Below are 12,438 nucleotides of genomic sequence, written 5' to 3' on the forward strand. Positions count from 1 at the left end.
GGGTCGCGTGGGCGAACCGAAGATCGTGGTGGTCGACTACCACAAGGGCAACTTGTCGAGCGTCGTGCGCGGGCTTGTGCGCGCCGGTGCCGCCGCCTGCACGTCGGACGATCCGGAGCAGATCCGCCGCGCCGACGGCCTGGTCATCCCGGGCGTGGGTGCGTTCTATGACGCGATCGCCTTTATGCGCCAGAGCGGCGAGGCGGACGCGGTACTCGACGCCGTTGCCGCCGGAACTCCGCTGCTCGGCATCTGCCTGGGCCTTCAGCTATTTTTTGAGCGCGGCAACGAGGGCGTGCCTGCGGACGAGGGCGCGGTCGCCGACGGCAGCGCCCCCGAGCAGGCTGGCGGTCCCTGGGTCGATGGCCTGGGCATTATGCGCGGTTCGTGCACGCGCTTGGAGTCGAGCCGCCTGAAGGTGCCGCACGTGGGCTGGGACCAGGTGCACATGACGCCCGCCGGTGCGGCCGATCCGCTGCTTGCCGGTTTTGCCGAGGGTGCCAACATGTACTTCACCCACAGCTACGCGGTGGCTGACGACGCCGATGCCGCCGATGTGCTGGCGCGCACACACTATACGCGGAGCTTCCCGTGCATCGTGCGCCATGGCAACGTGTGGGGCTGCCAGTTCCATCCCGAGAAATCCTCCGCGCTGGGTCAGCGCATCCTTAAGAACTTTGTGAGCATCGTCGAGGAGGTTGGCCGATGATCCTGTTTCCCGCAATCGATCTGATCGGCGGCAAGGTCGTGCGCCTGGAGCGCGGTGACCGCAGCCGCTGCAAGGTATATTCCGACGATCCCGTGGCCGTTGCCCGCTCGTTTGCCGAACAGGGCGCGAGCTGGGTGCACGTCGTCGACCTGTCCGCTGCCTTTGGCGAGGACGAGGGCGCACGCGCTGCCAACTCGGCGGCGATTAAGGCCATCTGCGGCGTCGACGGTCTGTCCGTGGACGTGGGCGGCGGCGTCCGCTCGCTTGCGCGCATCGACGAGTTGGCAGGCTACGGCGCATGCCGTATCGCGCTGGGCACCGTGCTGGTGACCGAGCCAGGTTTTGCCGAAGTGGCAGCCCAAGGCTTTGGCGAGTTACTGGTAGCAGACATCGCCGCGCGCGACGGTCAGGTCAAGGTGAACGGCTGGCGCGACGGCGCAGGTGTGGCGCTCGACGATGCCGTGGCGCAGCTTTCCGAGCTGGGCTTTAAGCATCTGGTGTATACCGACATCGCGCGCGATGGCATGCAGACGGGTATCGATGTGGCGGCGTATCGCCATGTGGCCGAGGTCGCGGGCTTTCCCGTCGTGGCTTCGGGCGGCATCTCGACGCTCGACGACATCCGCGCACTGGCCGCGGTGGGTGAGGGCGAGATTGAAGGCGCCATTACCGGCCGTGCGCTCTACGAGGGCAACTTTACGCTGGCCCAGGCGCTGGCCGCCGCCCGAGGGGAGGAGTAGCCCATGCTTACCAAGCGCGTAATTCCCTGTCTGGACGTCAAGGACGGCCGCGTGGTCAAGGGAGTTAACTTTGTGAGCTTGCGCGATGCGGGCGATCCGGTAGAACTGGCCCGCGCCTACGACCGCGAGGGTGCAGACGAGGTCGTCTTCCTGGACATTACCGCGACGAGCGACAACCGCGCGACGACCATCGAGATGGCGGCACATGCGGCCGAGGAGCTCGCCATTCCCTATACCGTGGGCGGCGGCTTTCGCGACCTGGCGGGCATGCGCACCATGGTTGCCGCCGGTGCCGACAAGGTGTCGCTCAACTCGGCGGCCGTGCGCGATCCGTCGCTGATTAGCCAGGCTGCCGCGGCGTTTGGCAGCCAGGCCGTGGTCGTGGCGATCGATGCCAAGCGCGTCGGCTTGCCCGGCGCATCCGGTGCCGACAAGTGGGAGGTCTTTACCGCAGGAGGTCGCAACGCCACGGGCATCGACGCGGTGGCGTGGGCCGAGGAGGCGGCTCGTCGCGGCGCCGGCGAGATCTTGCTCACCAGCATGGACCGCGACGGCACCAAGGCCGGTTTTGATTTGGCGCTCACCCGCGCCGTGGCCCGCGCGGTGCCAATCCCCGTCATCGCGAGCGGCGGCGTGGGCACGCTCGAGCATTTTGCCGAGGGCGTGATCGAGGGCGAGGCCGACGCCGTGCTGGCGGCGAGCGTCTTTCACTTTGGAACCTTCAGCATTCGCCAGGTGAAGGAGTATATGGCCTCTCAAGGCATCCCTGTCAGGTTGGACTTCTAGCGCTGCGGCTTGCCCAGGCACCCGACCTTCCGGCTCCAACCCTCCTCGCGTACTTAAGTACGCGTCGTCGGGCTTGTCGCTCGGAATCTCGGGCACCTGGACAACCCTCGCCGACCTGCGAAGTTTGAATTTGGGGAGAGAAATGGAAGAGATAACCGATCCTTCAAAGCTTGCGTACGACGCCCGCGGGCTGATTCCTTGTGTGGTTCAGCAGTATGACACCGGCGAGGTGCTCATGGTTGCCTGGATGAACGAGGAGTCGGTGGGGCTGACGCTCAAGACCGGCACCACGTGGTTTTGGAGCCGCAGTCGCCAGGAGCTCTGGAACAAGGGCGCGACGAGCGGCAACATGCAGGAGGTTCGCGAACTCTGGGCCGACTGCGATAGCGACACGCTGCTGGTCAAGGTCGACTCGCCGGGTCCGGCCTGCCATACCGGCAACCGTACCTGCTTCTTTAAGAAACTCGCGTAGGGCGGGCGCTCGACCAGGCGCTTGGCCGACCAGAAAGGATTGAACCATGGGTGTGCGTACCGCAAATGTTCAGGATGGAAATATCGGCGAGACGCTAACGGGACTGGCCGAGGTGATTCACGGTCGTCGCGATGCGTCGCCGCAGGAAAGCTATACCGCTCGACTGCTGACCGATGTGGAGGACGAGCTGCTCAAGAAGCTTGCCGAGGAGGCGAGTGAGGTGATCATGGCCTGCAAGGATAACGACCACGATCACATTCGCTACGAGGCTGGCGACCTGGTCTACCACCTGCTCGTGACGCTTGAGCGCTACGGCATTACCCTCGACGAGCTGGCCGGCGAACTCAACGCCCGCCGCCACTAGTCGTTAAAGAACGTCCCCGATGACCATAGAAGTTGCGGTGGAATAGTTCTTGTTTGACGGTCTTAGGGCTATAAACAGGAGCTATTTCACCGCAACTTATGAAGGGATGGCTAGGCGAGGGGTGTGGACTCCCATTCGCCGGTGGGGTGGGGGATGTCGAAGGTTCGGTAGCCGCAGTCGTAGGCATGGGCTTGGGCCTCGCGGATATTCCAGCAAATATCACAGGCGCGGTGCGCATCCGAGCCAAAGGTAATGGGCGCCTCGGCATGGGCAAAGCAGCGCAAAAGGCCGGTCGCGGGATAGTAGTCGTCGAGCCCCTTGCGCGGTGCGGCGGTCGAGACCTCAACGCGGCGGTCCGTATCGTGCGCACACTCGGCCATCTGCCGCCAAAACGGCGCGGGGTCAAAGTCGGGCGCAAAGCCTTCCTTCGAAAAGCGCATGACCAGGTCGGGGTGAGCCATCACATCAAAGTTGAGCGAGCTTTCGCAGGCGCGGCACCAGTCATCGACATAGCACTCCCACACGCCGCGCACGCCCAGGTTTTCCCAAACGTGCAGGTTGATGTCGTCGTCGATCCAGCCGCAGCGTGAGTCAGGCGTATCGGGGCGTGCGACGCCCTCTGTCCCCGTCGCGCCCGCAGCGCCTGCCATGATATTGCCCGGGTTACCAATCCAATGCACGCTGCCCAGGCGTACGACGGCGCCCCGGGACCAGCGCTCAACCAAAGGCTCGCAGCCTTCGTACCAATCGCACTCAAAGCCATAGACAAGCTCGAGCTCCGGCGCAATCTGCGCGGCAAGCTTGCGGGCATCCTCAAAAGCCAGACGATGCGTCGGCAGGTCGCCCTCGACAACCTGCACCTCGCAGGTGGCATCCATACTGGCAGGCAGGGTAAGGTGATCGGTCGAGACCATGGTGCGGCAACCGGCTGCAGCAGCGGCGCGGACGTTGTCTTCAAACGAGGCGCGTCCGTCCGAAAACGAGGTGTGAGTATGGCAATCGACCAGCGGGCAGGCAGGCATGGTGGCTCCTTTACGTCAAGCGAATCTGCTCCATTGTAACGGCGCGGCCCCCAGTGCGATGTACGCGCCGGGGGCCGAAATCGACTGGAAAGGACGGGCGGCGCATAAGGGCGGGCTCGCGACATCGGCCTTGCTTCGAATCATGTACCTCAGCTTCCAAAACTGACAAAAAATGACATGTTTGGAGGCTGATGTACATGTTTGGCCGAGGCGGTGGAGTGTCGGTTCTTGCAGACAAGGAAAATCGCGCTCATCGCGCGCCGCCACACTTGCGCCGCTCGCGATGTGCTAGCGTTTGGGTGAATAAAACGAGCCCGTGCGGAAAGGAGCCGGACCGTATGCAACGTGGAACTACATCTCCGCTGTCCCGCGAGACCGATGCGCCCGAAACCATCGTCAAGCTGGAGTGCGACATCGACGACGCGTCGCCCGAGGTGCTCGCCTACGCCGCCGACCGCCTGCGCGAGGCCGGCGCGCGCGAGGTGCACTGGCTGCCCCTCTATTGCAAGAAAGGCCGCCCTGGCTGGCAGTTGCAGGTAATCTGCACCCACGAGGATATCGAGCGCCTGCAGACGATCATCTTTTTGGAAACCACGACCAATGGCATCCGCCGCCAGGTTATGGAGCGCGTTTGCCTGCCGCGCTACTTTGAGCGCGTAACGACGCCGTGGGGCGAGGTGTCCGTCAAGGTGGCCACCTTGCCCGACGGCAGTGAGCGCGCGGCGCCCGAGTACGAAGACTGCGCCCGCCTTGCCCGTGAGCACAATGTGCCGCTCCAACGCGTGATGCAGGCGGCCCAGAGCGCGGCACTGCGATTTGAATAACGCGGCTGGTGGCGACATTCCGCGCCCGGCCACGTCAACCCCACCCCGAAAGGACCTCCATGAAATACCTCATCGCTTCTGACATCCACGGCTCGGCATATTGGACCGAGCGCCTCTGCGCCGCCATCGAAGCCGAGCAGCCCGACCGCATCGTCCTGCTGGGCGACCTGCTTTATCATGGTCCGCGCAACGACCTGCCGCGCGACTACGCTCCCAAGCGCGTGATTCCGCTGCTCAACGCCCTGGCCGACCGCATTATCGCGGTGCGCGGCAACTGCGACGCCGAGGTCGACCAGATGGTTCTCGACTTTCCCGTCATGGCCGACTACTCCGCACTGTTCGACGAGGTCGGCCGCGAGCTGTTCCTGACGCACGGCCACGTCTTTGGCGCCGGCATGCACAACAGCGTCGATCACGCGCCCGCGCTGCCCGAGGGCTCCGCGCTCGTCTACGGCCACACGCACGTCAAGGTCAACGAGGAAAGCACCGCGCACCCGGGTCTGTGGCTCTTCAATCCCGGCAGCGTGAGCATCCCCAAGGACGGCACGCACAGCTATGGTATCTACGAGGGCGGCGCGTTCCGCCATGTGATCATGGAGGAGGACTAACCATGGCCGAGCACATGGCTCAGCAAAATGCCGAAGGTTCGCGCGACCTGTCCACGCTGGTCGATGCATCGGCCGAGTTACAACATCTGGTACAGACTATCTGGCGCCTGCGTCAGCCCGACGGCTGCCCGTGGGACCGCGAGCAGACGCACCAGAGCATTGGCAAGAACATGATCGAGGAGGCCTACGAGGCACTCGACTGCATCGAGGCGGATGACGCGGCCCATCTTCGCGAGGAGCTGGGTGATGTGCTCATGCAAGTCGTGCTGCATGCACAGATTGCGGCGGACGCCGGCGAGTTTACGCTGGCCGACGTGGCGCGCGATATCGACGCCAAGCTCATTCGCCGCCATCCGCACGTGTTTGGCGATGTGGATGCCGGCAGCTCCGACGAGGTGCTCAAGATTTGGGACGAGGTCAAGCTTGCCGAGAAGGCCGCCAAGGACCAGGCCGTGGCGGCGGGCGAGGCTGCGCCCGAGGGCCTGCTCGACGGCGTGCCCACGCATCTGCCGGCGCTGATGCAGGCTCAGAAGGTTTCGCGCAAGGCGGCTGCCGTGGGCTTTGAGTGGGATACGGTCCAGGACGTGTGGGACGAGGTCGCCGAGGAACGTGCCGAGTTTGAGGCCGAGGAACCCGGCTCGCCCGAGCGCGAGATGGAGTTTGGCGACCTGCTCTTTGCCCTGGTCAACGTTGCGCGCAAGGAGGGCATCGACGCCGAGAGCGCCCTTCGTGCCAGCACGGCCAAGTTCCGCCGCCGTTGGGCCGCAATGGAGCAGATGGCGGCCGATGCCCATGTTGATCTTGCCGAGCTTTCGACCCACGGGCTCAACGACCTGTGGGATGCCGCAAAGGCAGAGGAGTAGGACGCGGTGTTGGTCGGCGGGGCGTAAGGGCGGCGCCCCGTCGACTTGCCCGTTGGCGACCACGCGCGCTCGAGTAATGGATTTGTCCTACGGCTCGTCCGGCTGGTCCGCCCGCGTGCTATAACTAAAGGACTTAGCGCAAACAAACCTCAACCGCACAAGGCGCACATGGATCAGATTTACGACAACAGGCACTATTCCGCCGGTTCGCGCGAACCGTCACCTCGCCGTGCGCATTCGGTGCAGCTTGGCGGGTCTGGTTATGCTGGCGCTGATCGCTCCAGGTATAGCTCGCCGGCGACTTCGCATCCCAATGCTCAGCCAAATAGTTCCTCGGACAGTCCGGTGCGCCCATCGCGTTCCAAGCATGCGTCGCGCCCTTCGACCCAGGCGTCCGACAAGCCGCGCCGTCCCTCAAGCCGTCTTTCGGGCTCGGACTTTATGCACTACGCCAACGATAACGCGGTGGTCAAGGCAATCTATGATTTTACCCACGGTCCCCAGCGAGGGCTGTTTGTTGGCATTGTCGTCGCCCTGGCGCTCGTGAGCCTGTACTTCCCGGTGCGCGACCTGTATGTGGCAAAACGCTCGAGCGACATCTTGGCCAAGCAGGTCGAGATTCGCGAGCAATATAATGACGACCTGCAAAAAAGCGTCGACAAGCTGCTCTCGGAGGAGGGCATTAAGGACGCGGCGACCGAGGACCTGGGTCTGGTGATGCCCGGCGAGAAGAGGATTGAAGTGCAGGGCCTAGACGACGATTCCGATACCTCGTCGAGCCAGAAGTCGTCGAACGCCAAGAAGGCCAGCGAAGTTGCCAAGGAAATCGAAGAGGTCGGCAAGGACGCGCCGTGGTACATCCAGACGCTCGACATGCTGTTTGGATTTAACGGCGTCGAGGGCCAGGCAGTCGTGTCCAATGGCGAGTAGCGCCCGGAGGGGGGCCGCAATGACGAATTGCAAACGATATAAGGTGGCGGCGATTGACCTGGGAACGGTGTCGTCGCGACTGGTGCTGGCCCAGGTCGAGGACGGGGCGATCGTGGAATCGTCCAAGCATACCGAGATTACCGACTTGGGCGAGGGCGTGGACGCAACGGGGCGCTTTTGCGAGGCGGCCGTTGGGCGCGTGCTCGCTGCGTGCCGAATGTTTGTGGACGAGGCCCGTGCCTTTGGGGCCGCGTGCATCTGCACCACGTGCACGAGCGCCGCGCGCGATGCGTCCAATGCCGCGCTGCTGCTGGACGGCCTGCGCGAGCTGGGGCTCGAGCCTCAGGTGATTCCGGGCGAGGTCGAGGCACGCCTGACGTTTTTTGGCGTGGCGCACGACTTTACCGGCGAGCGCATCATTGTTACCGATTCGGGTGGCGGATCCACGGAGCTCGCGACGGGCGTCTATGCGCCGGAGCGTGGGGTCTTTGCGCTGGAGGGAACGCGTTCGCTGGACATCGGTTGTCGCCGCGTGACGGAGCGGTTTTTCTCGGCGCTGCCGCCAACGGGCAGCGAGCTTGCCGCCGCTGGCGCGTGGGCAAACGAGCAGTTTGCGGGCTACTTTAAGAGCTTGCCTGTCGACTTTGAGCGAGCCGAGCGCCTGGTCGCGGTGGGTGGCACCGTCACCACGCTCGTTGCGCTCGTTCACGAGCTGGAGCCGTATGATTCGAGTTTTGTGCACCTTCGTGAGCTTTCGCTGGACCAGGTTTCGGCCGCTATCGAGCGCATGTCCTCGCTGGATGTCGCGGGCATCGCCGCGTTGCCAGGCGTGCAACCCAAGCGTGCGGGCGTGATCCTGGCTGGTGCTGTGGTGATTCGCGAGCTCATGCGAGCCGGCGGCTACGACGCGCTCACTGTAAGCGAGAACAGCCTGCTCGCCGGAATGGCCGCCACCATCAACGAGGTTCTCGACGGCGCGACCCCCACCATCGCCTGGACCCCCAGCCTCAGCGTCCTTTAACTATCCCCTCATAAGTTGCGGTGAAATAGTTCCTAAATGGGCTGATAAACTGCCAAAACAGGAACTATTCCACCGCAACTTAGAGGCTTGACGGTGTCCAAAAGAAACGAGCCCGCATTCCAAAGGGACACGGGCTCGTAAACAATACGTGGTAGGGGCGGTGGGACTCGAACCCACAATCCTTGCGGCGAGAGATTTTAAGTCTCCTGCGTATGCCAATTCCGCCACGCCCCCGTAAGACTAGAAGTCTAGCACAAGCCGTCCGTTACGCGTTGACGGCCATCGAGTGTTGGCCCGACTTTTCGAGGAACTCTTGGAACTTTGCCTCGTCGCCCTTGTTTTGGTACTGCAGGGCCAGCAGGTACTCCAGTCGGCAGCGCTTGACCGGGTCGTTGCCGACATCCTCGAGCATGCGCTCCAGCTCGGGAATGTCGTTGTGGCGCTTGAGGATCATCGTGTCGTACATCAGCTGGCATTCGTGCGCGACTGCCTCGGCTTGGCCACCCTCAAAGCCCTTGATCTCGTGCAGCAGCTCCTTGGACTTTTTGCGGTCCTCCTGGCCAACGTAGTAGTTAAAGGCCTTGATCACTAGATCGACGCGCTGCATCTTGGGCAGGTTGAGCCCCAGCAGCAGGTCAAACATCTCGTCGGCGCGCTCGTGGTCCTCGCGCAGCAGATAGGAGTTCAGGCGCAGGTAGTCGCGGTTGTAGCGCGGGTACAGCATGCTGGTGAGTTTGCCGTCGAGCAAACGATCGAACTCGTCCCACTGTTTGGCGGCCATGAGCCGCTGCAGGCGTTTAAACGTGGTGCGTTTTTTGATGCTAAAGAGCAACGACACGGCGATACAGATGACAACGACGACGGTCCAGAGTGTGCGGGAATCGGGCATATTGAGCTCCTCGGTCGCTCGTAAAACAAGCGGTATGACAAAACGTACTAGATGTATTATACGCAGCGTGCAAGCAAACTGGCGCAAAAGTGCATCGAGGCCGAGCGCCATCGCTCGCTGCGGTACACTTACCTAAAGTAAACCATGAAGGGAGACATTACCTATGAAGAAGATCGTTTTGGCTTGCGGTGCTGGCGCTGCTACTTCCACGCTCGTTGCCCAGAAGGTCGCCACCATGCTCGACGCCAACGGTTACGCCGGCAAGTATGAGATCGTGCAGTGCGCCATTTCCGAGGCCAAGGACGCTTGCGACGAGGGCGCCGACCTGCTGATCGCCACCACCGTTGCCCCCGAGGGCCTCACCTGCCCGTACGTGAGCGGCGTGCCCTTTATGACCGGCATGAACCGCGTCGCTGCCGAGAAGGCCGTTCTCGACGTCATGGCTCAGTAGGCGCTGCCTGTATGAACGAGCAGAACGCCAACCCGGTCGAGCTCTTTGGCATGCGCGTTGCCCATGTGGGCATTAACGCCACCGACCCGGCAGACGCCCTGGAGATCGCGGAGCTGTTCTCGACGATGATGGGCCTGCCCGTCAGCGAGACCCCGATTTCGTACTTTAACGACTCGCTGGTCGAGATCATGAAGCAGAACGGTCGTGGCGCCAAGGGCCACATAGGCTTTGCCGTCAACGACATCGATGCTGCCGAGAAGTGGTTTGCCGAGCACGGGCTCGAGGTCAACGAGGAGTCGCGCGTGCTGCTGCCCGACGGCGGCACCAAGCTTGTGTACTTTAAGCGCGAGTTCGCCGGCTTCGCCGTGCACCTGTGTCGCGAGTAGCGCGCAAGCTGCTATAACGAAAAAAGGGATAGGGCCGCATGGCCCTATCCCTTTTTTGCCGAGGGGGCGACCTTTTGAGGGGACATGAAATCGGGGTCTAATACTTTTCCCGAGAAGTGAACGAGCAGAATTGGACCCCCGAAGCATCGACACTTTGAGGGTACCGTTTCCTGCGGTTTTGATGCTGGAATCCTGCGATTATCCCGTCGAAAAATGTGGATGCTTCAGGGGTCCAAATACGCTCGTTCACTTCTCTGGAAAAGTATTAGACCTCGATTCACGAGGGGGCTTCCTACCGTGGCAGGCGAATCGTAAAGCGGCTACCGACGCCCTCGACCGAGGTCACGCCAATGGCGCCGCCATGGCTATCGACAATCCACTTAGCAATGGCAAGCCCCAGGCCCGAGCCCTGCGCGCCGGCATCGCGTGCGTTGTCGGCGCGGTAGAACCGTTCAAACGCGTGAGCTGCGGACTCCTGGTTCATACCGATACCCTCGTCCTCAACACTTATGTCGATCGCGTCCGTGCCCGTATCGGGAGTTATGGCAAACGTGACGGTCGTTCCCGCGTTCGAATACTTGGCTGCGTTCTGCACGATCACGCGCAGAGCCTGCTTCACAAGCGCCACGTCGACAGGTGCGTCGCAGCGCGGATCGTTGGCAAATGCAGCGTCAAAAGCCAGCCGATACGTGTGCGCGGCGTCGATCATCTGCGATTCCTCGCACACCTCGCCGACCAGTGCGGCCAGGTTGGTATGCGCACGCCGCAGGACCGTGCGCCCGGCATCGCCGCGTGCCAAAAACAGCAGCTGCTCCACGAGTTCCTGCATATGCTCGCTTTCGGCCTTGAGGGACGCGATGGATTCCGCCAGCACGTCCGGGTCGTCTTTGCCCCAGCGGTCGAGCATGTTTACGTAGCCCTGAATCACCGCGATGGGCGTTCGCAGCTCGTGGCTTGCATCGTTGACAAAGCGCATCTGCTGCAGCTTGGCCTCTTGCATCTGGCGCAGCAGCCGGTTGAGCGCGACCTCGATGCTTGCCAGGTCGGCGTCGCCGGTGGTGACGCTCGGCGAGTCGACACTCGCGCGCTCGATGGCCTGCTCCAGTGTTTCCATCTTGCCGCCGGAGAGTTGCATGCGGCCGAGTTCGTCCACGCGCAGGGCCAAGTCGTTGAGCGGTGCCATGGTGCGACGCACGTGCCTCGCGCCGCCGAGCATGTTGAGCACGCTGATGACCTGCCAACCCACAACGACAAGGTAGAGAGGCCATAGCGCGACGAGGTCCTGCGCGAGGGGGAAGGTCTTGGTGGTACGCGCAAGTTCGACGGTATAGGTGAGCGTTGTCAGGTCCCAGTCGCGCGCGGGCTTCAGCGACATGCCGTGAACGGCGGCGCTGGGGATCCATCCTGCGGTAAACGCGCCTTCGGGCAGCGTCTGGTTGTATCCATAGACGAGGATCGCCGCCGCAATCACCATCAGCAGCAGATCGAGCCAGACGTAGCTCATCAGGCGGCGCCATATATAGCTCCAGTTGATGGCGCGGGCGATGGAGGTGACACGCTTGGCCTCGGCGTTACGCACGGCAGACATAGCCCACCCCGCGCACGGTCTGGATGATGCGGACGCCGCCGGCGTCCTCGATCTTGGCACGCAGGTGCGCGATGTGCACGTCGACGTTGTTGGTGTCGCCCACGTATTCGTAGCCCAGCGCCTCGTGCGCGATGCGCTCGCGTGTGAGCACGGTTTCGGCATGTGTCATAAGCAGGGCGAGAACGTCGAACTCGCGGGCCGTGAGCGCGATGGGCGAGCCGCCGACCGCGACTTCGCGGCGGTCGGGGTCGAGCACGACAGAGCCCACGGTGAGCGCGGCGGGGGAGGGCGCGACGGAAGCCTTGGTCGACTCGCTGACCAGGGGCACCGCAGCGGCGTCGCCGCCCGCGCCGCCCGCCATGCCCGCCCCAGCGCCGGCGCCGCCAACGCCCGAAGCCGCCCTCACGGCCTCCGCGCGCTTCAGCGCCACGCGAATCCGTGCGAACAGCTCCTCAATCGCAAACGGCTTGGTCAGGTAATCGTCGGCACCGGCATCGAGCCCGGCCACCTTGTCCATCACGGTATCGCGCGCGGTGACCATAATCACCGGCACATCCTTGTGCTTGCGGACACGCCGCAGGACCTCCATGCCGTTGAGCTGCGGTAACAGCACATCGAGCAGAATCAGATCGTAGTCGTGCTCCAGCGCCAGGTCCACGGCGGTGCGGCCGTCGGCGGCGTGCTCCACCTGGTAGCCCTCGTGCTCCAGCTCGAGCGTCACAAAGCGGGCGATTTTCTCCTCGTCCTCTACGATCAGGATCCGTGCCATGCGTGCCCCCGTCTGC

16 protein-coding genes and 1 tRNA gene are annotated in these 12,438 nt (G+C 63.3%); 12 read left to right on the plus strand and 5 right to left on the minus strand.

Annotation, left to right across the window (positions count from 1 at the left end; all coding sequences use genetic code 11):
- Positions 1–7 precede the first annotated feature (7 nt).
- From ACTQXI_RS00155 to hisE, 5 genes are all read left to right on the plus strand, one after another.
- Positions 8–709 (plus strand): imidazole glycerol phosphate synthase subunit HisH, encoded by a 702-nt coding sequence (locus ACTQXI_RS00155; RefSeq protein ID WP_441548108.1) that lies wholly within the window; start codon positions 8–10, stop codon positions 707–709.
- Complete coding sequence (locus ACTQXI_RS00160; protein WP_441548109.1) at positions 706–1,449, plus strand: HisA/HisF-related TIM barrel protein; 744 nt, start codon at positions 706–708, stop codon at positions 1,447–1,449. Before ACTQXI_RS00155 ends, ACTQXI_RS00160 begins: the two co-directional genes overlap by 4 nt.
- A 3-nt stretch (positions 1,450–1,452) precedes the next feature.
- A complete protein-coding gene (gene hisF / locus ACTQXI_RS00165) occupies positions 1,453–2,235 on the plus strand; it encodes an imidazole glycerol phosphate synthase subunit HisF (protein WP_117769949.1) in 783 nt (260 codons plus the stop codon).
- A gap of 142 nt (positions 2,236–2,377) precedes the next feature.
- Positions 2,378–2,707, plus strand: coding sequence for a phosphoribosyl-AMP cyclohydrolase (hisI, locus tag ACTQXI_RS00170; RefSeq protein WP_154515095.1), 330 nt, complete (start codon positions 2,378–2,380; stop codon positions 2,705–2,707).
- Positions 2,708–2,753: 46 nt separating this feature from the next.
- The gene (gene hisE, locus ACTQXI_RS00175) at positions 2,754–3,071 is read left to right on the plus strand and encodes a phosphoribosyl-ATP diphosphatase (protein WP_006235893.1); all 318 of its coding nucleotides are present in this window, start codon (positions 2,754–2,756) and stop codon (positions 3,069–3,071) included.
- A gap of 110 nt (positions 3,072–3,181) precedes the next feature.
- Here the strand turns inward: hisE and ACTQXI_RS00180 are convergent, their stop codons facing one another.
- Positions 3,182–4,093, minus strand: coding sequence for a PHP domain-containing protein (locus ACTQXI_RS00180; RefSeq protein ID WP_441548110.1), 912 nt, complete (start codon positions 4,091–4,093; stop codon positions 3,182–3,184).
- Between the two features lie 338 nt (positions 4,094–4,431).
- Between ACTQXI_RS00180 and larC the strand changes: the two genes are divergently transcribed.
- The 5 genes from larC to ACTQXI_RS00205 all read left to right on the plus strand — a co-directional run bounded on the left by larC (position 4,432) and on the right by ACTQXI_RS00205 (position 8,339).
- Complete coding sequence (larC, locus tag ACTQXI_RS00185; protein ID WP_441054196.1) at positions 4,432–4,917, plus strand: nickel insertion protein; 486 nt, start codon at positions 4,432–4,434, stop codon at positions 4,915–4,917.
- 59 nt (positions 4,918–4,976) lie between these two features.
- Complete coding sequence (yfcE, locus tag ACTQXI_RS00190; RefSeq protein WP_427728491.1) at positions 4,977–5,525, plus strand: phosphodiesterase; 549 nt, start codon at positions 4,977–4,979, stop codon at positions 5,523–5,525.
- A 2-nt stretch (positions 5,526–5,527) separates the two neighbouring features.
- Positions 5,528–6,388 carry a nucleoside triphosphate pyrophosphohydrolase gene (mazG, locus tag ACTQXI_RS00195; RefSeq protein WP_441031361.1) on the plus strand — a complete coding sequence of 287 codons (861 nt, stop codon included), beginning with the start codon at positions 5,528–5,530 and terminating at the stop codon, positions 6,386–6,388.
- A gap of 168 nt (positions 6,389–6,556) precedes the next feature.
- On the plus strand, positions 6,557–7,318 hold the full coding sequence (locus tag ACTQXI_RS00200; protein WP_229770594.1) for a hypothetical protein: 762 nt from the start codon (positions 6,557–6,559) through the stop codon (positions 7,316–7,318).
- Positions 7,319–7,337: 19 nt separating this feature from the next.
- A complete protein-coding gene (locus tag ACTQXI_RS00205; protein WP_441548111.1) occupies positions 7,338–8,339 on the plus strand; it encodes a Ppx/GppA phosphatase family protein in 1,002 nt (333 codons plus the stop codon).
- Between the two features lie 149 nt (positions 8,340–8,488).
- Here ACTQXI_RS00205 and ACTQXI_RS00210 read toward each other — a convergent pair.
- Positions 8,489–8,573, minus strand: a tRNA-Leu gene (locus tag ACTQXI_RS00210).
- A gap of 31 nt (positions 8,574–8,604) precedes the next feature.
- The gene (locus ACTQXI_RS00215) at positions 8,605–9,228 is read right to left on the minus strand and encodes a hypothetical protein (RefSeq protein WP_427718884.1); all 624 of its coding nucleotides are present in this window, start codon (positions 9,226–9,228) and stop codon (positions 8,605–8,607) included.
- Between the two features lie 163 nt (positions 9,229–9,391).
- Between ACTQXI_RS00215 and ACTQXI_RS00220 the strand changes: the two genes are divergently transcribed.
- Positions 9,392–9,679, plus strand: coding sequence for a PTS sugar transporter subunit IIB (locus ACTQXI_RS00220; protein ID WP_055252380.1), 288 nt, complete (start codon positions 9,392–9,394; stop codon positions 9,677–9,679).
- 11 nt (positions 9,680–9,690) lie between these two features.
- Complete coding sequence (locus ACTQXI_RS00225; protein WP_427718886.1) at positions 9,691–10,065, plus strand: VOC family protein; 375 nt, start codon at positions 9,691–9,693, stop codon at positions 10,063–10,065.
- 292 nt (positions 10,066–10,357) lie between these two features.
- Here ACTQXI_RS00225 and ACTQXI_RS00230 read toward each other — a convergent pair whose 3' ends face one another.
- Both ACTQXI_RS00230 and ACTQXI_RS00235 read right to left on the minus strand, forming a co-directional pair.
- Positions 10,358–11,653: a sensor histidine kinase gene (locus tag ACTQXI_RS00230; protein ID WP_441548112.1), complete on the minus strand. Its 1,296-nt coding sequence runs from the start codon at positions 11,651–11,653 to the stop codon at positions 10,358–10,360.
- Positions 11,637–12,422 (minus strand): response regulator transcription factor, encoded by a 786-nt coding sequence (locus ACTQXI_RS00235; protein ID WP_441548113.1) that lies wholly within the window; start codon positions 12,420–12,422, stop codon positions 11,637–11,639. The genes ACTQXI_RS00230 and ACTQXI_RS00235 overlap by 17 nt, the downstream gene beginning before the upstream one ends.
- Between the last annotated feature and the right edge of the window lie 16 nt (positions 12,423–12,438).

The sequence above is a fragment of the Collinsella sp. LCP19S3_C9 genome (genome assembly GCF_052121575.1).
GTDB lineage: Bacteria > Actinomycetota > Coriobacteriia > Coriobacteriales > Coriobacteriaceae > Collinsella.